12 protein-coding genes are annotated in these 24,545 nt (G+C 40.2%); 11 read left to right on the forward strand and 1 reads right to left on the reverse strand.

The window, feature by feature from the left end:
* Nucleotides 1-74: 74 nt before the first annotated feature.
* The 11 genes from ileS to NQ550_RS00575 all read left to right on the forward strand — a co-directional run bounded on the left by ileS (nt 75) and on the right by NQ550_RS00575 (nt 21,905).
* Nucleotides 75-3,230, forward strand: coding sequence for an isoleucine--tRNA ligase (ileS, locus tag NQ550_RS00525; protein WP_025579905.1), 3,156 nt, complete (start codon nt 75-77; stop codon nt 3,228-3,230).
* 321 nt (nt 3,231-3,551) lie between these two features.
* Nucleotides 3,552-6,014: a glycogen/starch/alpha-glucan phosphorylase gene (locus NQ550_RS00530; RefSeq protein ID WP_025579907.1), complete on the forward strand. Its 2,463-nt coding sequence runs from the start codon at nt 3,552-3,554 to the stop codon at nt 6,012-6,014.
* Between the two features lie 152 nt (nt 6,015-6,166).
* Nucleotides 6,167-6,622 carry a DUF4869 domain-containing protein gene (locus NQ550_RS00535; RefSeq protein WP_025579909.1) on the forward strand — a complete coding sequence of 152 codons (456 nt, stop codon included), beginning with the start codon at nt 6,167-6,169 and terminating at the stop codon, nt 6,620-6,622.
* A gap of 6 nt (nt 6,623-6,628) precedes the next feature.
* Nucleotides 6,629-7,222 (forward strand): hypothetical protein, encoded by a 594-nt coding sequence (locus tag NQ550_RS00540; RefSeq protein WP_025579910.1) that lies wholly within the window; start codon nt 6,629-6,631, stop codon nt 7,220-7,222.
* A gap of 269 nt (nt 7,223-7,491) precedes the next feature.
* Nucleotides 7,492-11,409 (forward strand): hypothetical protein, encoded by a 3,918-nt coding sequence (locus NQ550_RS00545; protein WP_195277999.1) that lies wholly within the window; start codon nt 7,492-7,494, stop codon nt 11,407-11,409.
* A gap of 194 nt (nt 11,410-11,603) precedes the next feature.
* The gene (locus tag NQ550_RS00550) at nt 11,604-12,560 is read left to right on the forward strand and encodes a PD-(D/E)XK nuclease family transposase (protein ID WP_044956342.1); all 957 of its coding nucleotides are present in this window, start codon (nt 11,604-11,606) and stop codon (nt 12,558-12,560) included.
* A gap of 138 nt (nt 12,561-12,698) precedes the next feature.
* Nucleotides 12,699-13,412, forward strand: a complete 714-nt coding sequence (locus NQ550_RS00555) for an IS200/IS605 family accessory protein TnpB-related protein (RefSeq protein WP_259838934.1) — start codon at nt 12,699-12,701, stop codon at nt 13,410-13,412.
* 342 nt (nt 13,413-13,754) lie between these two features.
* Complete coding sequence (locus NQ550_RS00560) at nt 13,755-17,870, forward strand: hypothetical protein (protein ID WP_259838936.1); 4,116 nt, start codon at nt 13,755-13,757, stop codon at nt 17,868-17,870.
* A 608-nt stretch (nt 17,871-18,478) separates the two neighbouring features.
* Complete coding sequence (gene ltrA / locus NQ550_RS00565; protein WP_259838938.1) at nt 18,479-19,867, forward strand: group II intron reverse transcriptase/maturase; 1,389 nt, start codon at nt 18,479-18,481, stop codon at nt 19,865-19,867.
* Between the two features lie 133 nt (nt 19,868-20,000).
* Complete coding sequence (locus tag NQ550_RS00570; protein WP_025581129.1) at nt 20,001-20,969, forward strand: N-acetylmuramoyl-L-alanine amidase; 969 nt, start codon at nt 20,001-20,003, stop codon at nt 20,967-20,969.
* A gap of 72 nt (nt 20,970-21,041) precedes the next feature.
* On the forward strand, nt 21,042-21,905 hold the full coding sequence (locus tag NQ550_RS00575; protein ID WP_025581128.1) for a NifB/NifX family molybdenum-iron cluster-binding protein: 864 nt from the start codon (nt 21,042-21,044) through the stop codon (nt 21,903-21,905).
* 103 nt (nt 21,906-22,008) lie between these two features.
* Here the strand turns inward: NQ550_RS00575 and NQ550_RS00580 are convergent, their stop codons facing one another.
* Nucleotides 22,009-24,360 carry an Ig-like domain-containing protein gene (locus NQ550_RS00580; protein ID WP_025581127.1) on the reverse strand — a complete coding sequence of 784 codons (2,352 nt, stop codon included), beginning with the start codon at nt 24,358-24,360 and terminating at the stop codon, nt 22,009-22,011.
* Between the last annotated feature and the right edge of the window lie 185 nt (nt 24,361-24,545).

Consider the following 24,545-nt stretch of genomic DNA (forward strand, 5'->3'; position numbering starts at 1 on the left):
TTTTTAGCGTATATAAACGTCCTGCATATTTTCAGGTGTCTGATACAAATAATTTAAACAGGAGGTAAATTACTGTGTACCAGAAAGTTGATACGAACTTAAACTTTGTAGACCGTGAGAAAAAAGTAGAAGAATTCTGGAAAGAAAACCATATCTTTGAGAAAAGTATGGAGAACAGAAAAGAAGGAGAAACCTATACATTCTATGATGGACCGCCCACTGCAAATGGCAAACCGCACATCGGCCATGTACTTACCCGCGTTATCAAGGATATGATTCCGAGATACCGTACAATGAAGGGCTACATGGTTCCGCGTAAAGCAGGATGGGATACCCACGGACTTCCGGTAGAGCTGGAAGTAGAGAAGAAACTTGGTCTGGATGGCAAAGAGCAGATCGAAGAATACGGTATGGAGCCATTCATCAAACAGTGTAAGGAAAGCGTCTGGAAATACAAAGGAATGTGGGAGGATTTCTCCTCTACTGTTGGTTTCTGGGCTGATATGGAACATCCATACGTAACTTACTATGACGATTATATTGAATCCGAATGGTGGGCACTGAAAGAAATCTGGAACAAGAAGCTTCTGTATAAAGGCTTCAAGATTGTTCCTTACTGTCCAAGATGCGGTACCCCTCTTTCCGCACAGGAAGTATCCCAGGGATACAAAACTGTAAAAGAGCGCTCCGCAGTTGTAAGATTCAAGGTTGTTGGTGAAGATGCATACTTCCTTGCATGGACAACAACACCATGGACACTTCCGTCCAACGTTGCACTCTGCGTAAACCCGGATGAGACTTACTGCAAAGTAAAGGCAGCAGACGGATATACCTATTATATGGCAGAAGCACTCCTTGACAAAGTCCTTGGCAAGCTTGCAAAAGAAGAAGGCGAGAAAGCATATGAAGTTCTGGAAACCTACAAAGGAACAGACCTGGAATACAAAGCATACGAGCCGCTTTTCGCATGTGCAGGAGAGGCAGCAGCAAAACAGAAAAAGAAAGCTCATTTCGTAACCTGTGATAACTACGTTACTATGAGTGATGGTACAGGTATTGTTCACATCGCACCTGCATTCGGTGAAGACGACAGCAGAATCGGACGTAACTATGAACTGCCATTCGTACAGTTCGTAGACGGACAGGGTAACCTGACAAAAGAGACACCATACGCAGGCGTTTTCGTAAAGAAAGCAGATCCTATGGTCCTCACAGATCTGGACAAAGAAGGCAAGCTCTTCAATGCTCCGAAATTCGAGCATGATTATCCACACTGCTGGAGATGTGACACACCACTGATCTACTATGCAAGAGAATCCTGGTTCATCAAGATGACAGCAGTTAAGGATGACCTGATCAGAAATAACAATACAATCAACTGGATCCCTGAGAGCATCGGTAAAGGACGTTTCGGCGACTGGCTTGAAAACGTTCAGGACTGGGGTATCAGCCGTAACCGTTACTGGGGAACTCCACTGAACATCTGGCAGTGTGAATGTGGACATATGCATTCCATCGGAAGCCGTCAGGAGTTATTCGAGATGAGCGGTGATGAGAGAGCCAAGACAGTAGAGCTTCACCGTCCATACATCGATGAGATTACACTGAAGTGTCCGGAGTGCGGTGGAGAAATGCATCGTGTACCGGAGGTTATTGACTGCTGGTTCGACTCAGGAGCAATGCCTTTCGCACAGCATCATTATCCATTTGAAAACAAAGAATTATTTGAGCAGCAGTTCCCTGCAAACTTTATCTCCGAGGCTGTAGACCAGACTCGTGGATGGTTCTATTCACTCCTTGCAGAATCCACACTGCTCTTCAATAAAGCACCATACAAGAACGTAATCGTTCTGGGACATGTCCAGGATGAGAACGGACAGAAGATGAGTAAGTCCAAAGGAAATGCAGTTGATCCATTCGATGCACTGAACAAATACGGCGCAGATGCCATCAGATGGTACTTCTACATCAACAGTGCTCCATGGCTTCCGAACCGTTTCCATGGCAAGGCAGTTGTGGAAGGACAGCGTAAATTCATGAGCACACTGTGGAATACTTACGCATTCTTCGTATTATATGCAGACATCGACAACTTTGACCCGACCAAATATGAACTGAACTATGACCAGCTTCCTGTAATGGACAAATGGCTGCTCAGCAGATTAAACACAACTGTTCAGGCTGTAGACAATGATCTGGCAAACTACAAGATCCCGGAAGCAGCAAGATCACTTCAGGAATTCGTAGATGAGATGAGTAACTGGTATGTAAGAAGAAGCCGTGAACGTTTCTGGGCAAAGGGAATGGAGCAGGATAAGATCAATGCTTACATGACCCTGTACCATGCGCTGGTAACCATCGCCAAGACAGCAGCTCCGATGATTCCGTTCATGACAGAAGATATCTATCAGAACCTGGTAAGAAGCGTGGATAAAGATGCTCCGGAGAGTATCCATCTCTGCGACTTCCCAACTGTAAACGAAGCATGGATCGACAAAGATCTGGAAGCAGACATGAAAGAGCTTCTGGAGATCGTAGTTCTGGGACGTGCCTGCAGAAATACAGCAAACATCAAGAACCGTCAGCCGATCGGAACCATGTATGTAAAAGCTGAGAAGAAAATGAGTGAATTCTACACTGACATCATCGCAGACGAACTGAATGTCAAAGAAGTAAAATTCGCAGATGATGTAGAATCCTTTATCTCCTACAGCTTCAAACCACAGCTTCGTACAGTAGGACCGAAATACGGTAAACTCCTTGGAGGAATCAGACAGGCTCTCACAGACATCAATGGAACAGCAGCAATGAACGAACTGAGAACCAACGGTGTCCTGAAACTGGATATCAACGGAAACGATGTAGAGCTTACAGAAGAAGACCTTCTTATTGAAACAGCACAGACAGAGGGTTATGTATCTGAATCTGACGGTGAAACATCCGTAGTCCTGGATACAAACCTGACACCTGAACTGATCGAAGAGGGATTTGTACGTGAGATCATCAGCAAGATCCAGACCATGAGAAAGGAAGCCGGCTTCGAAGTTATGGACAAGATCGTAGTATACGCTCACGGAAACGACAAGATTCAGGATGTCATGAAAGCACACGAAGATGAGATCAAGTCAGAAGTACTTGCGGACGAAATGGTACTTGGCGAGACCGATGGTTATGTGAAAGAGTGGAACATCAACAAAGAAGCAGTAACTATGGGTGTTAAGAAACTGTAATAGACAACATTCGGTCAATTACTGACAAGAAACTGATGAGTTACAGGTATTTCACAGGAAATATACTACTTTCGCAATGCACGAAAAAAAATTGTTATAAAATTCGGCAATTATACACATGACAGACTGTCGAAAAAAGAGTATCATTATCCTTGACAGTCTGATTTCAGAGAGGAAATTGGAGGCAGAGATTCTTTGCCCCCAATTTCTCTGATATGAGAAAACAGAAGAGTTGACGGAATGAAGAGGTTCACCGGCAATATCCGCAAGGTGTATTGCTGAGAATAAAGTGAACAGTGAAACCATTACGGGAGGTATGAAATGACAAACGAAATGTTCAAGAAAGAGGCATTCAAGAAAAGCGTAAAAGACAACGTAAAATTCCTCTATCGAAAAACAATTGAAGAAGCTACACAGGAGCAGATTTTCCAGGCAGTAAGCTACTCTGTAAAAGACGTTATCATTGATAACTGGCTTGCAACACAGAAAGCTTATGACGAACAGGATCCGAAGATCGTATACTATATGTCCATGGAATTCCTGATGGGACGTGCTCTCGGAAACAACCTGATCAACCTTTGCGCTTACGGTGAAGTAAAAGAAGCTCTCGAAGAGCTGGGATTTGACCTTAACTGTATCGAAGATCAGGAACCGGATCCGGCACTTGGAAACGGTGGTCTGGGAAGACTGGCTGCATGCTTCCTTGATTCTCTCGCAACTTTAAATTACGCAGCATATGGCTGCGGAATCCGTTACCACTACGGAATGTTCAAACAGAAAATCCAGAACGGTTATCAGATCGAGGTACCGGATAACTGGTTAAAGAACGGCTACCCATTTGAACTGCGTCGTCCGGAATATGCCAAAGAAGTACACTTCGGTGGATATGTAAGAGTAGAGTACGATCCTGAAAAGGGCGGAAACAAATTTATCCATGAAGGATATCAGGCAGTAAAAGCCATTCCTTATGATATGCCGATTACAGGATATGACAATGATGTAGTAAACACACTTCGTATCTGGGATGCAGAGCCGATCGTAGACTTCGAGCTTGATTCCTTTGACAAGGGTGATTACAAGAAAGCAGTAGAGCAGGAGAACCTTGCCCGCAATATCGTAGAAGTTCTTTACCCGAATGACAATCATTATGCAGGTAAAGAGCTGAGACTGAAACAGCAGTACTTCTTTGTATCTGCAAGCCTCCAGGCAGCAATTGCCAAATACAAAAAGAAACATGACGATATCCATAAATTATATGAAAAAGTAACATTCCAGATGAACGATACACATCCGACTGTAGCAGTAGCAGAGTTAATGCGTATCCTCATGGATGAAGAAGGGCTTGGATGGGATGAAGCATGGGAAGTAACAAGAAAATCTGTTGCTTACACAAACCATACAATCATGTCCGAGGCACTTGAGAAATGGCCGATCGAGCTCTTCTCCAGACTGCTTCCGCGTGTATACCAGATTATCGAAGAGATCAACCGTCGTTTCATCCTTGAGATCCAGGCAAAATATCCGGGAAATTATGAGAAGATCAAAAAGATGGCAATCATCTATGACGGACAGGTTAAGATGGCTCACCTTGCAATCGCAGCAGGCTACTCTGTAAACGGTGTTGCACGCCTTCATACAGAGATCCTGAAGAATCAGGAATTAAAAGACTTCTATGAAATGATGCCTGAGAAATTCAACAACAAGACAAACGGTATCACTCAGAGACGTTTCCTGCTCCACGCAAATCCACTCCTTGCAGACTGGATCACAGAGCATATCGGACCGGACTGGGTTACAGACCTTCCACAGTTAAAGAAACTGGCAGTTTATGCTGATGATGAGAAAGCACTCCAGGAATTCATGAACATTAAGTTCAAGAACAAAGAGCGTCTGGCTAAATACATCCTTGAGCACAATGGCGTAGAAGTAGACCCGCACTCCATCTTCGATGTACAGGTTAAGAGACTTCACGAGTACAAACGTCAGCTCCTGAACATCCTGCATGTTATCTATCTGTACAACCAGATCAAGATGCATCCGGAAATGGAATTCTATCCAAGAACATTCATCTTCGGTGCAAAAGCATCCGCAGGTTACGCAACAGCCAAGAAGATTATCAAACTCATCAACTCAGTAGCAGATGTAGTAAACAACGACACTTCCATCAACGGCAAGATCAAAGTTGTATTCATCGAAAACTACAGAGTATCCAACGCTGAGTGGATCTTCGCAGCAGCAGACGTTTCCGAGCAGATTTCCACAGCAAGTAAAGAAGCATCCGGTACAGGTAACATGAAGTTCATGCTCAACGGTGCTCCTACACTTGGAACAATGGACGGTGCTAACGTAGAGATCGTAGAAGAAGTTGGCGCAGAAAACGCATTCATCTTCGGTTTAAGCTCCGACGAAGTAATCAACTACGAAAACAACGGCGGATACGATCCAAACGTGATCTACAACACAGACGAAGAAATCCGTCAGGTACTGATGCAGCTCATCAACGGAACCTTCTCCAATGATACAGAACTCTTCCGTGACCTGTACGATTCACTTCTCAACACAAAGAACACAGACAGAGCAGACCGCTACTTCATCCTCGCAGACTTCCGTTCCTATGCAGACGCACAGAAACGCGTAGAAGCAGCATACAGAGACGAAAAAGGCTGGGCTAAGAAAGCGCTCCTCAACACAGCATGCAGCGGTAAATTCACATCCGACAGAACCATCCAGGAATATGTAGATGATATCTGGCATCTGGATAAGGTTATTGTCAGAAAGAAATAATATGTTTGCTTTAACACCTTAAAGCAAATGGTAGAGAAACAGCAGAGAATGATAAAAAAGTTCTCTGCTGTTTTTGTGATGCTGGAAACAGGAAGATATTTTTGATAAAATAAGAAAAGATAATCAGTTTTGACAGAATGGAGGAATACAAGATGCTGAAAATATTTTTTGGGGACAATCCGGGAGACAATTATATTTTTAATCCTGATGTGTTTTTCAATAACACATATGAAGATGAGTGGATCACATCAGAAACTTCCAGAAAAATGATCAAAGATATAGATGGATCAGAGGTAAAAGGTCCATGTATGATTGACAGCCCATTTCTCGGCCCGATTCCACCGGAACGCCTCTCAGGAGGAGTAAAAACTCTGATATTGATGCAAAATGATCCAGATCATATATTTAACGCATCTGCCTGCGGAAACAACTGTGCACAATGGATTTTAAAACTGGCAGAACAAAAAGACATCACAATTCGCCTGGGCTATATCATGGACTTTGGAAAACAGTCATTTGATATCTATATTGTAAACACAGGAAAAACGGTTCATTCCATGCTGGAACTGGATGACGAAATCATTGTAAACCGATTATTGAGGGGATAATAAAACATGACAGGAAAGTATGATATTGAAATATACAACAAACGAGTTCATTATCATCTTACAGTAAAGAGAAATATCACAGTCATTCAGGGAGATTCTGCAACAGGAAAAACAGAACTTCTTAGAATGATTTCTGATTATGAGAACAATGGCATATCATCAGGAATTACCCAAATATGTGAAAAACGATGTGTAGTAATGGAAAACGCTTCATGGAAAGAAAGGCTTGCCACCCTGCAGCAATGCATTATATTTATTGATGAAGGAGCACCATTTTTGCGCAGTAAAGAATTTACCAGAATGGTAAAAGGCAGTGACAATTATTTCGTTTTGGTCACAAGGGATAGTCTGGAACATTTACCATATAGTATCGAAGAAATTTACGGCATGAGACAAGAGCGAGACAGTCAGAAATATCAAAACGCCAAAAGAATATATAATGAAACTTATCAGTTATATAATTTGCAGGCAAAAGAGGATATCCAACCAGATCTGGTAATAACAGAAGACTCTAATTCAGGATATGAATTCTATCATAAATTATTCGGAGAAAGAAAGATTGTAAGCCAGCTTCCAGAACAGATCAGGATTAACTGTTAGAATCGGTAAAAAAGAGAATACTACATCATCTTGTGATAAACAAGAAAAACTCACCACATTTGTAACAAGTTATAGATTTTAAACCTGAAAAATCAAGGAAAATAAATGCTTTTGAAGTGTATGAAATTTAAAAAAATCGTAAAATTCTTGAGCATTACCCTTGACAAAAAGTGGTGAAAGCACTATTATTAACCATAACAGACAGATTATGTCTAGGAATCTTTACCCAAAAAAGAAATAGTTATATTAAGGAAAGGGGAACTATAATCATGACAAAGATTAAAAACACAAAGAAGGGCATGGCAAAAAAGACATTAAGTATGTCACTTGTTGTTGCAATGCTTGCTACTTCTAATGTGCCGGTATGGGCTGCTGAGTTCAGCGATGGTTCTGACGTTGCTGTAACATCTGACGCAGAAGCTTCAGTTGCTGAAACATTCTCTGATGACGTGACAGAAACTCCGGTTGTAGAAGATACTACGGACAATACTGCTGTAGCTACTGCTGCAGAAGTATCTAGCGATTCATTCAGTGTGACTCCAGAATTTACTGATAACGCAAATAATGCTATTAAAGATAATGCTGTAACATGGGGAACAACTGTTAAAGCTAAATTCAAAGTAACCGCTAAAGATAATAAAGCCATTGATTCAAATATTAAATTTCATTATGCTTGGAAAGTAAATGGAACTGCTGATTCAGCCACTGATATCGAAACACCTACAAATGAGCAGACGGTAACACGCGCTACTGTAGCAGCTGAAGCAGGAAAGACACTTACATTGTTTGTATATGCTACAGATTCTAATGATAATAACAGAACTGTATGGTCTTACACTTCAGAAGGTATTGCTGTAAAAGCAATTGATGTATCTCAGGTATATCTTAGCGCATCTGTTGATGGAACACATACCTATAATGGAAAGCCTCAGGAAATAGCTAGTTCCGATATTACATTAACATTAAACGATGGAAAACAAACACATGAAACAGTAAAAGCAAATGCTGCAACAGTGGGCGCTAACTTTAAAGTAGTTCAGTCTGGTGATCATACAAATGCAACTAAAAAAGCAACTGTTACTTTAGTTCCACAGGCAGATGGATATACAGGACAGATTTCTACAACATATGAAATTGAGCCAAAAACATTAGATGGTACTAACGACAAGCTCATTTCTGAACATATGGAAGCAACTTTATTAACATCTGCTTTCACTTATACCGGAAAAGTTATTCGTGTAAAAAAAGATGATATTAAACTAATTGATAAAGAGACAAAAGAAGATTTATCAAACTATATTTATGCAGATAAAGATGGATATGTATCTATTTCTGCAGGAAGCGCCAATAATTTAGCAACAAATGTTGACGATGTCGCTTATGCACGTATTAATCTGATTATCGGTACTCCGGAAACTGGTAAATTTAAAAATTACAATATTACTGCTGAAGGAGACAACCATAGAACAATCGAAACAACAAATACTTTCAAAGTAACCAGTAGAGATTTATCAGACGTTAATGTTTCTATAAAAGCCAAAACATATAACGATAAGAAGAAAGTAACCATTGACAAAAATGATATTACATTTACTGATAAAAATGGTAATACTTTAGACCTGTACAAGGATGTTGTTATTACTGTACCGGATAATGCAACAGACATTGGTAGTTACAAAGTAACAATCACTCCAAAAGAACTTAATAAAAATGTTACAGGAACAACTACTGCGGACTTCAATATTGTAGGAACTGATATTTCCGGTGGTACATTTGCAAACGAAAAAAATGGTAAACTTGACAATAAAGAATATACGGGAGAACAGATTGTCATTACAAAAGATGACTTAGGTACTCTTACAATTGGCGGAAAGCCAGTTTCCCCGACCTTATATGAATTAGTAAATGGTACTAATACGAACGTAGAAGATGGCGGTTATGTAATCGTTAAAGGTCTTGGCGATTATGCTGGAAGTGAAAAGAAAATCACATTTGCAATTAATCCTGCCGTAATTTCTGAGGTCAAAGTTACAAATGAGAAGGTTGAAAAGCTGGATACTACAGATTTCTCTGATTATAAAGATTCTATGAAACTTGTAGTAAAAGCTAAAAATGGTGCAAAACCAGCTAAAGAATTTACTCTTGTAGAAGGAAAAGATTACAAAGTTAAATACGAATGCACAGAAGGAAATATAATTGGTAAAGCTGTTACTGCGACAGTAACAGAAATTACAAATAAAAACTTCATTAATAAAAACGTAACACTGAGTGATACATCTACATTAACTGCAAAAACAATCAAGTCAGAAAACATTAAATTAAAAGAAACAAACTTCACTTATACCGGAAAAGCTGTTGAACCGAAATTTGATGTTGTAATTGATGGAAAAGTAATTAATCCTCAGTATTATACAGCAACTTATAGCAATAATCTGAATGCAGGAACAGCAACATTAACAGTTAAAGGCGATGGAACACATTACAGTGACGTCGAAGCAAAAATAACTTATGAAATCAAACCTGCAAATGCAGCAGACTTAAAAGCAGTTATTGGAAGTAAAGAATACACTGGTTACAGTATTGAAGTTTCTGCCAGTGATATTGACTTGACCTTAAAAGGAAATCCTATTGATGTAGCAAGCAACTTTACATTAACATCTGGAGAGAATATCCAGATTGGTGAGGGTACTGTTACATTAACACCTAAAAACGGAAACTTTACAGGTACCTTAACAGCAACATTCCAGATTTCAGGTGAAATGTTGAATGAGGGTGGAAAATTTACTTTCTATGACGAAAATGGTATAAAAGTTGCTTCTCCATCCTTTACTTATAATGGTAAAGAACATCAGTATACAAAAACTACATTTACATACTTTGATTCTAATAAAAAATTAACAGAAGGCCAGGATTATGAGATTAAATATGTAGATAATGTATATGGAAAAGAAGGAAAATACACTAGTGAATTCCCTAAAGCTCAGTATGTAGCTGTAATTGCTGTTGCCAAAGGAAAATATGCAAGCAGCAAAACTAATGATTATGGTTTAAAAGATGGCATTTATACTGATGCTGAAGGCAATAAGATCACAAATGTTATGGCAGTAACATACATTAATCTTAAACAGCTGTCTGTTGTAAAGAGCAATGTTTCTGTTTCTAACGGTGTTTATGCCGGTGGTCTGCCTGTAAAACCAGTTGTAAATGTTGTGGTAAATGGTGTTACTTTAAAAGAAGGCCAGGACTATGATTTAGATGTAAGTTCAAACACCGACGTTGCAAACGCTACTATCTCTAACAGCTTGGACGTTACTGTTAAGCCTAAAAACGGTTATACAACTTCAGCTCCAGATGATCTTAAATTCAAATGGGGAATTGATAAATTCAATCTTGCAAACGCAAATGTAACTGTAGATGGTGACAAAGTTACTGTTAAATGCGGTCGTGTTGATGTTGAAACATCTGAATATACTGTAGAAAAGAAAGACGGTAAAGTTACTGTAACAGCTAAGAAAGACAGTAAGAACTACACTGGTTCTAAGACTGTAGATGCAGCAACACAGGATCAGAAACCAGCTGCTCCAATGATTAGCAGCGTTAAAGTTGTTGGCAACAAAGCAACTGCTATCCTTTCCGGTGATTCCGAAGGTGCTGCAGGTTACGACTATGTAATCTCTACAGACCGCGACTGCATCACAAACAAAGACTACGATTCCATAAACAAGAATCAGGTTCAGACTTCTACTACATTCAAATATGTACAGCAGGGAACCTACTACGCATACTGCCACGCTTGGAAACGTGATGAGAACGGTAAGAAGGTATTCAGCGACTGGTCTAACGCATATCCATTCGTTGTATCCGCAATCACACCGGACGCTCCAGTTATCACAAACGTTAAAGTAAGCGGATCTACTATCAAAGTAACATACAAAGCAGCTGCAAACGCAACTGGTTACGATGTAGTACTGGGAACTGGCTCCAAGAAAGAAAACGGTGAGACACGTCCATACAACTATGGCGCTCACAAGAAACTGAACCTCAAAGAAGGTACAGTAACAGCAACATTCAAGAACGTACCAAAGGGAACATGGGTAGTTGGAATGCATGCATTCAACAGAACATCCGAAGACGGAAAGAAAGTCTTCAGCCCATGGTCAAACCTGAAAAAGGCTACTGTTAAATAATCCATTTGGGTAAATAATACAGATTCCTAAAAAGAAAACCCCAGTCATTTTGACTGGGGTCTTTCTTTGTCAAAACTTATCCTGCGATTGTCGAAAAATTTTTCTGGTAAATAAATATCTGCTCTGATAAAATATAAGTACAAAATATGTGACAGGAGGTGACATCCATAATACGTCAAACGAATCTGGCACAAATGATAGACCTTGCCGCAGATCGTGCAAGATATGATGAATGTGCCAAGAAACTATTAACCTATAAGGCAGTCATTGCCTGGATCCTCAAATCCTGTACAAAAGAATTTTCCCAATATAGTGTCAATTTTATCTGTGATAACTGCCTGAAAGAAAATATCGAAATTTCCAGTCGGGCAGTACATCAGGACCATCCTGACCGCAGTAAATTACTGGATGGAAACGAACAAATAGACTGCCTTAATTCCGAAGCAAATGCTATCAAAGACCAGACTGTATATTATGATATTCGTTTTAAGGCATATATTCCGAACACCGAAGAACCCGTACAGCTGATCATCAATTTGGAAATCCAGTTAAATGACACACCGGGGTATCCATTAGTTACAAGAGGATTTTATTATTGTGCAAGAATGATTTCCGAGCAGTATGGAACTATTTTTACTGGTGAACATTATGAAAAGCTTCAGAAAGTCTACAGTATTTGGATCTGCCCGGATCCGGCGAAAAAACGTAGAAATGGAATCTTCAGATACCATACAGTACAGGATACAGTATTGGGAAAGCCTTATGAAACTCTTGGCAGTTATGACCTTATGGAAGTTGTTATCGTAAATTTAGGTGATGCAGATAAAGAGAGTGATCTGGAGATCCTTGATCTGCTGAATACACTCTTCTCTCTTTCTACATCCTCTGAGACAAAGAAAAAACGTCTTCAGAAAGATTTTGGCATCGCCATGACAGAAGAATTTGAAAGTGAGGTGCAGGATATGTGTAATCTGGGAAAAGCACTTGTTGAACAAGGCATTGAGCAAGGTGTAGAAAAGAAAAATCTATCTCTTGCAAAAATGATGATCAAAGATAAAGAATCTCTCGATAAGATTGAAAAATATACTGGTTTTTCTGCCGATAAGTTAAAAGAGATTGCAGCATCTATCGGAACAAACCTTACTGCTTAGAATACGTCTCCTATGGCAGCTATACATAATAAGACAATAAAAAAATTTGGTACTTAAAATAGAGCTTTCAATTGTATCTCGTTGATATAGTTGAATAACTGCGCGTCGCATTCTCGTTACTTTAGTACCAAAACACCTATGAAAGAACAGATTATCTGCAGCGTGGACTTAGGGATCAATACCGATGCAGTCTGTACTATCATGCGGGCAGACGGAACTGTCCTGGGAAGAAGATTCATAGATCATCCCAGTGAAAAAGACCGGATATACCGCACACTGGGACGGATCCGCAGATTCCAGAGGGAACATGGCTCTGCGCAGACACAGGGAAGATGGGCATATACGAAACGTCTGAACACAGAACTGGGTAAAAAGATTGCAGGTGCGATTGTAAGATATGCGGAAGAAAACCTTGCAGATGTGATCGTGTTCGAGTATCTGGAGATGCAGGGGAAGATATCGGGAAAGAAAAAACAGAAACTGCACCTGTGGAGAAAAAGAGATATCCAGAAGTGTTGTGAACATCAGGCACACAGGAAAGGGATGCGGGTATCCAGGATCTGCGCATGGAATACCAGCAGACTGGCTTATGATGGTTCCGGGGCGGTAACACGTGACTGGGAAAATCACAGCCTCTGTACTTTCCAGACAGGAAAACGATATAATTGTGACCTGTCAGCATCCTATAATATAGGGGCGAGATATTTTATAAGGGAACTTTTAAAACCCCTTCCGGCAACGGAAAGGTCTTTACTGGAGGCAAAAGTCCCTCCTGTAAAGCGTAGAACCTTATGTGTCTATGCAGATCTGAAGAAACTCCATTCAGAAATGGAACTCTTAAAAGCAGCATAGATACAGGCAGATATACAGCGGACTACCTGTAATGTGGGAACCTGCCATATCCGGCATGGGAAATGCACATAACTGCGCACTTAAGTTACAGGCGTATCCGCCGATATTCAGTCTGACGCCTAAAGCGTCTGGAAGCACGTGACTTCAGTCATGTGAGGTTCACAGCTTTTTATGTGATAACATAACGATTTCTTAATATAACTGATGATTTAAATATAAAAACCCACAAAAAACATAATTATAAATGATATATCTTATATACTCTGCAATCTCGAAAACTATTCTGGATACGAAAATTTCCATAAAAACAACCTGTACATCACCCAAAGGGGAACTATAATCATGACAAAGATTAAAAACACAAAGAAGGGCATGGCAAAAAAGACATTAAGTATGTCACTTGTTGTTGCAATGCTTGCTACTTCTAATGTGCCGGTATGGGCTGCTGAGTTCAGCGATGGTACAGATGCCGCTGTAGCTACTGAAGCTCCGGCTGCTGAAACATTCTCTGATGAAACTGCAGATGCACCGGTTGTTGACGATACAACTGAAGCAACTCCAGCTTCTACAACAGTAACAGAAGGTGATGTTACTGTAAATTTAACAGCAGATAGAAAAACTGCTGTATGGGGAAAGGATACAGTTACTATTACAGGAACTGTTACAAAAACAGACAGCCAAGCTTTAGATTATGATTACCGGTGGGTTGATGCAAATGGTATTGCAAGCGAGCATTTCGGCGAGGTGACAACAAGTGAAACAGTAAATAAAATGTCTTTCACACCTAGTGTAAATGATGCCGGAAAAACTTTAACATTATATGTATACAAAAAAGATAATGATCAGATATTATATAATATCAACACAGGCATTACTGTTTCTGTTGAAAAACAGAGCCTTGGAAGCATTGAACTCAGTGGTGCAGGCGCAACTCTCACATATAAGGGTTTTGCACAGGCAGTTAAATTTGAAGGAGATAATGCAGCTACAGTTACTGTGAAAGATTCTGCAGGACAGACTATTGTTGTTCCATCAGGAAAAACTTATTATGAGCTTTCATCTACAAGTGCAACAAATGCTGGCGATGAAGTAAAAGTTACAGCAACAGCAACAGAAGACTCTCCTTATACTGGAACAATTGAAACAAAAGTTGCAATCAGTAAAAAACATGCTGTATTAACCGATAATAAAACAACCGGCGAACCGGCGAATATTATCGCCAACCCAAATAAAGGTTTAAGTTATCAGTATACAGGTGCTCCAATTGTAGTTGCAAATAAGGATGTAACTGTTAAAGAATCTAAATCTGACAATAATGGCGATGATAAGAAATTCAGTGGAGCTGACTTATCTGATACAATCATTAATGCAGTAACAGCTAGTGGAGCTATTGGAAACCAGAAAGTTCATGTAAATGTAGATGGAAGATTGTTCAAAAACTTTGATCAGATTAGTACTCCAGAGCAGTTAGAATCAGATGACACTGTTGAAATCAAGAAACGTGATCTTTCAGCTGCAGGAACAAAAATCTCTATCAAGACAGTAACTGGTGAAATCCCTACCAATATTTCCGTCAGCGATCTTGGTCAGTATTTAAAATTAACCGGTACAGAAGGTACTTCTCTTACTGCGCTTCAGGTAAATAAAGACTACACTATCAAAGTTTATACAGGTGATGGAAGTGAAGCTACCAAATTTGAAGATGGAAGTACATATAAGATTACAATTACTGCAAAGAAAGCAGAAACTGTTAACGGTGTATCTGTAGGCGGTACTTGTGAGAATCATCAGGACATTCAGGTTGTTGCTACAACTGCAGCATTTAAAACAGTATCTTATGAAAATGCAAATACTTATAAACCAGCATATACAGGTTCCGAGATTACACCTTCTAAATCTGATTTAGGAAAACTGAAAGTTACACAGGTGACTGGAAATGTACCTGTAGAAACTACCTTAGATACCGATGCATATGAGATTACCGGATATTCAAACAATGTCAATGCTAGCACAATTTACGATAGTAGTAAAGTAGCTCAGCCAAATGCAACTGTAAATATCAAGATTACCAAAGGTGTATTTGCAGGCAAGACATGTGCTGTTAAATTTACTATCCTTCCATTAGAGGTTACTGCAGATACAATCAAGGTACAGAAAGAAGTTTCTATCAACAAATCTTATTCCAATGCCGCAGATTATAAACTGCCATTAACAGTTGTTGCGAAAGATCATGCAACTACTGGAAAGAAAGTTGAAAAAACATTAACAGATTCTGACTATACAGTAAATTATAAATGGGAAAATGATAATGATACTAATGCTGTCGGTACTAAAATTGTAACATCTATCACTATCACCAATCCGAACTATATTTATGGTCTTGATAGCAATGATATTAAATTGACTCATAAAGTTACTGCATCAACTAAAACAGAAATCACTGCAAAACAGTTATCTGATTCTATGGTAGTGATTAATCCATCTTCTTATACTTACACTGGTGGTAAGATCATTCCTACTTATGCAGTAATTGATGGTGCGATTGCCCTTTACAAAAAAGGAGATATCACTGAAACAGCTACAATTAAAGCAGAATATGAAGAAGTATCTATCACAGATGCTGTAAATGTAGGAACAGGTAAAGTTACTGTAAAAGGTCTTTACGATGCAAGTACTAAATCTGGTTATGCTGGAACTGCATCAGGTACATTTACTATTACTCCGGCAAATACAGCTGATGTTAAAGTGACGATTGATGATCAGCAGTATACTGGAAAACAGGTAAGACCTCGTGATTTCAAGGTAACATTAAACGGAAATGATGTAACTAATCAATTTGCGGTTGTATCTTATGGTACTAATGTCGAAGCTGGAAAGGGTACTGTTGTATTAAAACCACTTGATGGAAACAAGAACTTTACAGGTTCAAATATTACTGCTGAATTCAATATTGTAAAAGAAATCGTATCTGGTACCTTAACAGCATATGATGCTAATGGATTTAAAGAAAGCAATGATAAATTTGCAACTGTAGATTCAGATGGAAAGATAACAGCAAATGCAAATACACCATTTACATTTGACGGTAACGAGCATACCTTTGCTAAAGTTCTGTTATCTGACATCACGCGCGTTGGTACAGGTAAAACTTCTGCAAAAGCAAGTGATTTTGAAATCAAATATGTAGATAACGTATCCGGTAAGATGGTTGAAGGCAAGAAGAATGTTGGCTATGTTTACGCTGTTGCCAAAGAAGGTACCGGATTTGCCGGAAACCAGACTATCGTGACTGCTGACGGAACAATCATTAAAGGTGTTGTAGCATACAAAGCATTCTCTATTGACAGTGTCAGATTTGTTGCTAAAAATGTAAGCCTTAAAAATGGAACCTATGCTGCCGGTCTTCCAGTTAAACCGGAAGTAACAATCCAGATTGGCGGAAGTACATTAGTTGAAGGAAAAGATTACAAACTTACTTTAATTGATAAAAATGACGATACTATAACACCTACAGAAGCAACTGTTGCAAATATTTACGGTGTTCATATTGAAGGTATCAACGGATATAACATGTCAGATGTCAAGACATCATTTGGTAATTATGGTACTAAAGCTGAACAGGCTTTAAAATGGGGTGTTGATAAGAAGAACATCAAAGACTGCAAAGTAACTGTAAAAGATGGTGTTGTTTCCGTAGTAAACGGATATATCCCTGTAGCATCAGCAGAATACACATCCAAGAACAACGGTGACGGCACATACACAGTAACTGCTGTAAGTACATCCAAAAACTATACAGGTTCTGTTACCGTAACAGCTGATGGAAAAGCTGAAGATGAGAAGCCAAATGCTCCAATGATCAGCAGTGTTAAAGTTGTTGGCAATCAGGCAACAGCAATCCTTTCCGGTGATTCCGAAGGTGCTGCAGGTTACGACTATGTAATCTCCACAGACCGCGACTGCATCAAAAACAAAGACTATGCTTCTGTAAACAAGAACCAGGTTAGCACCTCTACTACATTCAAATATGTACAGCAGGGAACATACTACGCATACTGCCACGCTTGGAAACGTGACGCAAACGGTAAGAAAGTATTCAGCGACTGGTCAAACGCATACCCATTCGTTGTATCCGCAATCACACCGGATGCTCCGGTTATCACAAACGTAAAAGTAAGCGGATCTACTATCAAAGTAACATACAAAGCAGCTGCAAACGCAACTGGTTACGATGTAGTACTGGGAACTGGCTCCAAGAAAGAAAACGGTGAGACACGTCCATACCACTATGGCAATCACAAGAAACTGAACCTCAAAGAAGGTACAGTAACAGCAACATTCAAGAAAGTACCAAAGGGAACATGGGTAGTTGGAATGCATGCATTCAACAGAACATCCGAAGACGGAAAGAAAGTCTTCAGCCCATGGTCAAACCTGAAAAAGGCTACTGTTAAATAATCCATTTGGGTAATTAATACAGATTCCTAAAAAGAAGGCTCCGGTCATTGCGACCGGAGTCTTTCTTTTTAGGTGCTTTTTACCACATTATCAGATAATCCTATGGTATAATCAACATATAGGTGCGAGCTGTGAAATCAGCATAGCTGATTTCCCCTAGCGAGCGGAAGAAATTCTGTAAGCTTTGGTAAGCTGATAATCATACAATAGGAAAAAAAAATCCTATCAGGTAAGGTCTAGCCAACCGCCTGTACCGAGTCCTTGGAACCGAAATGGTAACATTAGGTTTAAGCGTAGGACAGGGAGCAACAGAGCCGAAACGAAAGTGAAGTGATTGAGCTGGGAAATTATTATGAGGTTGGAAATGGTCGATGTGCTCTATTACACAGCAGACAATACTGTTATGACCGATATGGCAAGGTTATAGCGGCATCCCCCAGTCTGAGAGCTTGGCGAGGTTGATGATAAGTATGTTATCGGAACAGCTGAGATCCTGTCATTTCCTTAAAAAAAGGTATGGAAACCAAAACAAAGAAATGCGTTAGGAATCCAAATGAATGGCAGGAAGTCCGACACAGCCATATTATCGCAGAAGTCTGTGAAAGCAGATGGAGAAAAGGGCTGTGCACTTTATAGCTTCAAGAACAAAGAACTATGCAGACAAAAGAGAGCTGATGAACATGGTGAATGAGTTACTTGGAATACAGTATAATATCGCAAAAGCAAACAGAACCGACAGAAAGGTTCAGAATCTTGCAGCCTACATCAATGCGGATACGCTGAGAGCAATCCATAAGACTATGGACAGAAAGAAAGCGTATGGGATTGATAAGGTGACAAAAGAGGATTACGAAAAGAATCTGGAAGAAAATCTCGCAAATCTTGTGAAAAGGATGAAAAACGGAAGCTATCGCCCGAATCCAACAAGGCGTGTTTATATTCCGAAGGAAACAAAAGGCAAAATGAGACCGCTTGGAATTTCCAGTTATGAAGATAAACTGGTGGAAAATGCGATTGCACAGATACTGGAGCAGATTTATGAACCGAAGTTTTATAATGAGAGTTTTGGATTCCGCCCGAACAGGAACTGCCATCAGGCAGTAAGGGAAATCATAGAAATGGTGCAGTATCGAAAGACAAACTATGTGGTAGAAGCAGACATTAAAGGTTTCTTTGATAATGTAGACCATGAATGGCTGATGAAGATGTTGGCACATGATATAGCAGACCGGAAATTTCTTGAGATTATAGATAAATTCCTGAAAGCCGGAGTCATGGAAAATGGCAAATATCTCGACAGCGAACAGGGAACCCCACAGGGAAATGGAGCAAGTCCGATACTTGCAAATATATATCTGCATTATGTATTGGATAACTGGTTTGATGTAATCGTGAAGAGACAGTGTAAAGGAGAGTGTTATCTTATCCGATACTGTGATGATTTTGTCTGTTGTTTTCAGAACCAGTATGAAGCAAAAATATTTAAGCAGAGGCTGGAAGAACGCTTTGCAAAATACGGATTGGAACTGGCAGGAGAAAAGACGAAGATATTGGAATTCGGGAGGTTTGCCAGGCACAACAGAAAAGCAAGAGGAGAGAGAAAACCAGATACCCTTGACTTTCTTGGTTTCACATTTTATTGCGGAATGGACGGAAAGAGAGAGTTTTTCCGTTGTAGGGTAAAGACCAGCAAGAAGAAATTTCGCAGTAAGATAAAAGCAATGAAAGAATGGATAAAGGCACATCGAGCAATGCCATTGGAACTGATATTTAAAACAGTGAATGCAAAATTGCGGGGACATTATCAGTATTATGGAGTGACCGACAATACAAGGGAAGTGAAGAATTTCCTAGTACAGACAAAATGGTTATTGTATAAATGGCTGAATCGGAGAAGCCAGAAAAGAAGTTATACGTCGGATACCTTTTTTAATGGACTGCTTCGAACATTCCCATTGTTAGAACCAAGTATTAAGGTAAGTTTGTTTTATAGATAAAGTATGAAATATAAAGTGAAAAGCCGTATGCGTTAATAGCGCACGTACGGTTTTGCGTAGGGGTATGGGGAGTAATCCCCATATCTACTAGAGAACCATCACTTAAAATATCTCTAATGAAAGGAAGTCATGTATGAAGAAAAGAAAATCATGTTTTATCTGGCTCTTGTGCATTCTTCTCCTGGTCACAGCCTTACCTTCTGTAGATTTTACAGATGTCCAGGCAGCATCTGTCAGCAGTACTTTCACCGGATGGAAAACCTACGGTGGAAAAAAATACTATTATAAGAATGGCAAAAAGCTGACAGACCTGCACAAAATCGGCAAGTATTATTACTGTTTTGCAGCAGACGGTACCATGCTTACAGGATGGTACCGTATTCATAATCGTTTCAGGTATTTTGGCAAACAGACCGGAAGAATGCGTATCAATCAGACTGTAAATGGACGAAAGATCAACAGCAAAGGTGTCTGGACTCCTGTTGTTGTACTGGATCCGGGGCATTCTGCTGTCGTTGCCGATGGTTATGAGCCTCTTGGTCCTGGTTCCAGTCAGCTGAAGGAGAAAGATACGTCCGGAACCCAGGGTGTTGCTACAGGTGTGGAGGAATATAAGCTCAACCTGAGCATTGGTCTTCAGCTAAGAACCCTTCTTCAGAAAAGAGGTTTTAAGGTAATAATGACCAGAACCAACAGTAAAGTAGCTCTCAGCTGTATTGACCGTGCAAAAGTGGCAAATAAGGCAAAAGCAGATGCGTATATCCGTATCCATGCCAATGGAAGTGATAATTCCTCTATCAGTGGAGCACTGACTATCTGTACAACCAGAAACAGTCCTTATATTTCATCTATGTACAGAAAAAACAAAGCGCTTTCTGAGGCTGTACTCAATGCATATGTGGCAACTACAGGATGCAGAAAAGAATACATCTGGGAGACAGACTCTATGACCGGAAACAACTGGAGCAAAGTTCCGACAACGATTATCGAAATGGGATATATGAGCAATCCCTCCGAAGACCGCCGTATGCAGCAGAGTTCTTATCAGAAAAAAATGGTACGGGGAATTGCAAATGGAATTGAGAATTACCTGATCAAATAGCCTTGCTTTTGAGTCGCAGACAGTTTATACTGGACTGAATGGGTATAAAAAATAATTTGGAGGATTTTTCAAATGAAAATTGCAGTAACATATGATAATGGAGAGATTTTTCAGCATTTTGGAAAAACAGAGTCTTTTAAAGTTTATGAAGTGGAAGACAACAAAGTAGTTTCCAGTGAAGTAATCGGTTCTAACGGTACAGGACATGGCGCACTTGCAGGTCTGCTTGCTGAGCAGGGTGTAAATGTTCTGATCTGCGGTGGCATCGGCGGTGGTGCTCAGACAGCTCTCACAGAGGCAGGAATCGAATTATGCGCCGGAGCCCAGGGAAATACCGACCAGGCAGTTGAAAATTATTTAAAAGGCGAATTAGTATCTTCCGGAGCTAACTGCGACCATCACCATCATGAAGAAGGTCATTCCTGTGGCAGTCATGAGGAGGGACACTCCTGTGGAGACAGCTGCGGTGGTGGATGCGGTGGATGTGGCGGATCACAGCCTCCGCTTACAGGACGCAATGTAGGAAAAACCTGCCGCACACATTACAGAGGAACTTTCAATGACGGAACACAGTTTGATTCTTCTTACGACCGTGGCGAACCGCTGGAATTCATCTGCGGTGCAGGCCAGATGATCAGAGGGTTTGATGCTGCTGTAGCTGACATGGAAGTTGGTCAGATCATTGATGTTCACCTTATGCCTGAAGAAGCATACGGTATGGCAGATCCAAACGCTATCTTCACTATGGAAATCGCGCAGCTTCCAGGTTCCGAAGACCTGACAGTTGGCCAGCAGGTATACCTGTCAAACCAGTTCGGTCAGCCATTCCCTGTTAAAGTAACAGCTAAAGATGAGAAAAATATCACATTTGATGCAAACCACGAAATGGCTGGAAAAGAACTTAACTTCAAGATTGAATTAGTAGAAGTGAAATAAGACAAATACTCAGGGCAGTCTCCTGGCAAAAATTTTGCCGATGAGACTGCCCTGTTTTATACTTTATTTACCAAAGTGATAGTGCTTTTTGTAGTTTTATAATTTACGAGTAAAAATTTACTGTTTTTGTGGGCTTACTGTATATTCGCTTACCGTTTACTGTCTTAAAAGCTTTTACATAATAGTTATAAACCCAGTACATGCCTGTCTGGGAATCATAAGCTTTTGTGTCTTTCCAGGTTGAGACAGAGGACTTCACTGTTTTGGCAGCGGAACCATTGCGGTAAATCACATATCCGGAAGCACCGGCTACTTTTGTCCAGGAAACCTCTGTACCACCGTTACTCATTTTACATGAAACCTTAGATGGAGCCGGGACAGCAGCTTTTCTTGATTTCACCGCTGAAAATTTAGAATATTTGTTTTTTCCACTTGCATTGGTTCCATAAGCACGGACTTTAAATGAATAGGTTACTCCCGGTACTACAGCTGCATCGAAACTGACAGCTCCTGTTTTCAGAGTTTTTATCCGCTTATAAGAAGACTGGGAATCTGTCCTGCAGTAAATCTGGTATCCTTTGGCACTCGAAACCTTTTTCCAGGTTAAATGTATTTGATCTGCAGATTTCTGGGAAAGTTTCAGCACAGGTTTTGTCAGTGGTGTGTTGTTCTCAGATACCTTTACCGTCACCTGACACTGGGCCTGAAAATCTCCGGCAGAAGCAGTGATTACTGCCTGGCCATAACCATTTCCCTGAACGGTTCCATCCTCTGAGACAGACGCAACCCCAGGATTACTGCTTGTCCAGACCACATCTTTTACATCATCAGAGTTAGATGGTGTAAAGGAAGGTGTGAGTTTTTGTGTATTTCCTTCGTCAATTGTCAGATTTGTCTGGTTCAGAGCAATTCCATTAAGTGGAGTTGTCACTACGGGGATTTCATACAGGTATGTGCGGGAACTGTCATAGTTGCCGTTATCATAATTTCCGGATACCCATACAATATTACGTCCCCATAAGATCGGCTGGGAATCCGTCTGGATCGTTACATTCTTGTATAACTTGGATAATATTACGTTCCCGGAAGCATCCATAAGGAGATAATGCAGAATACTCTGGTCTGAGGTTTCCTCTGAGAAAAGGACTGCATACTGATTATTTCCTACGGGGATAAGTTTTGGTTCTGTCAGAGTTATTTCTGCTCCTGATGGTGAATACTGAGTGAGCCAGATAAATCTGGAAGCCATACTGTTCTTATCTGTGATTATCATAAAGATGTTTTTATTAAGATTCTCATATCCGGTCTGTCCATTCACAGCAAAGCCATGGGGAACAGATTTGCCTACTGTGATCAGATTATTTCCGGCCAGAGAAAATCCGGTTACCTCGCATCCGGTATAATTATCACCTGTAGCCCCCATAAAAGGAAAGATATTTACCGCACGCTCCTGAGCGATATATCCGCCGGAATATGCGGAGAAGGAGGACAGGATCAGACCTCTGTAACAAGAATCCCCATGATCCAGAAAATATACATGAGAGCCGTCATTTACAACAAACTGATTAAAGGAATGGCTGCAATAGGGCATATCTGAATTAATAAGCGTCATATCCTGAGTGTTGATGACAAAAGTGACATCACTCTGATGGTGTATTCCTTCCATTCCATACATTTCCCGTCCTGTATGGACGATCAGGGTAGAACCAGTCTGGGTCATGCGCAGGGAAGCAGCATCAAAAGGAATGTAGATTCCTTCAAACATATTTGTGTATCCGCCGCCAATGTCCGTTGCACCAAGCAGTTTCCAGGCACGGCTGTATTTGAGGATCCGGACAGCAGTTATGCTGTTGTCTTCATTCAGATTTTTCTGTCCTACTGCAACATAAAAATTCCCATCGGGTGCAGCGTAGAACCCTCCCCACAATGGAAGCGGAAGCTTTACTGTTGTTACATTGGTAACATTAAGATCGGAATTGCAGACAGCATCATATAAAGTCTGATCTTTCCAGGCAACAATGTGAAGATTTCCTGTTTCATCTGTATAGTAAGAAGTATATTCAGGACTTGCCCAGTTCCAGCTGTAAGATCCGCTGTTGATTCCCATACCCTGAAGCTGGGAGAGAACTTTTCTCCTACCAAAGGAGGATTTTGAGGAATAGGTGGAAGTACCGGATGTTATTCCCTGACCAGCATTTTCAACCAGCGTATCTCCCTCCTGGACAGAAGGCATTTCCTTTTCATCCGAAAAGAAATCATCATCTGTCTGTTCCGAAGTAAACTCATCTTCAGTGTCATTGAACTCTCCATTGTTATCAAGCTCCTCAGGAACAGAAATTACATCTTCGTTTGCCGCATTATCCGGGTCAGTAAAAATATCTGTACCATATGCAGGAGCAACATTCATTAGAGCCATAGAAGAAGCCAGTAATAAAGCTGACAATTTCTTTTTCATCTTTCAAATCCTCCTTGGAAATAATGGTGGTTTTGTGTTGGAGTTGCATTGTACCAATCAGTGGTCTGGTACATCGAAAGAAATATTCTTATATAATCAATATAGCATACAACTTCTGCAACGTCTATGACAGATTATGTTGATTTAATGTGTGAAATTGCCAGCCAGAAACTGCTCAGCGGATA

Origin of the sequence: Blautia wexlerae DSM 19850 (assembly GCF_025148125.1) — a bacterium.
Lineage (GTDB): Bacteria > Bacillota > Clostridia > Lachnospirales > Lachnospiraceae > Blautia_A > Blautia_A wexlerae.

What these genes read in the sequence shown, in the direction of transcription:
- NQ550_RS00530 (WP_025579907.1), top strand. Translation starts at nt 3,552, where the DNA reads ATGACAAACGAAATGTTCAAGAAAGAGGCATTCAAGAAAAGCGTAAAA.
- NQ550_RS00560 (WP_259838936.1), top strand. Translation starts at nt 13,755, where the DNA reads ATGACAAAGATTAAAAACACAAAGAAGGGCATGGCAAAAAAGACATTA.
- NQ550_RS00535 (WP_025579909.1), top strand. Translation starts at nt 6,167, where the DNA reads ATGCTGAAAATATTTTTTGGGGACAATCCGGGAGACAATTATATTTTT.
- NQ550_RS00545 (WP_195277999.1), top strand. Translation starts at nt 7,492, where the DNA reads ATGACAAAGATTAAAAACACAAAGAAGGGCATGGCAAAAAAGACATTA.
- NQ550_RS00555 (WP_259838934.1), top strand. Translation starts at nt 12,699, where the DNA reads ATGAAAGAACAGATTATCTGCAGCGTGGACTTAGGGATCAATACCGAT.
- NQ550_RS00550 (WP_044956342.1), top strand. Translation starts at nt 11,604, where the DNA reads ATGATAGACCTTGCCGCAGATCGTGCAAGATATGATGAATGTGCCAAG.
- NQ550_RS00540 (WP_025579910.1), top strand. Translation starts at nt 6,629, where the DNA reads ATGACAGGAAAGTATGATATTGAAATATACAACAAACGAGTTCATTAT.
- NQ550_RS00570 (WP_025581129.1), top strand. Translation starts at nt 20,001, where the DNA reads ATGAAGAAAAGAAAATCATGTTTTATCTGGCTCTTGTGCATTCTTCTC.
- NQ550_RS00580 (WP_025581127.1), bottom strand. Translation starts at nt 24,360, where the DNA reads ATGAAAAAGAAATTGTCAGCTTTATTACTGGCTTCTTCTATGGCTCTA.
- NQ550_RS00575 (WP_025581128.1), top strand. Translation starts at nt 21,042, where the DNA reads ATGAAAATTGCAGTAACATATGATAATGGAGAGATTTTTCAGCATTTT.
- ltrA (WP_259838938.1), top strand. Translation starts at nt 18,479, where the DNA reads ATGGAGAAAAGGGCTGTGCACTTTATAGCTTCAAGAACAAAGAACTAT.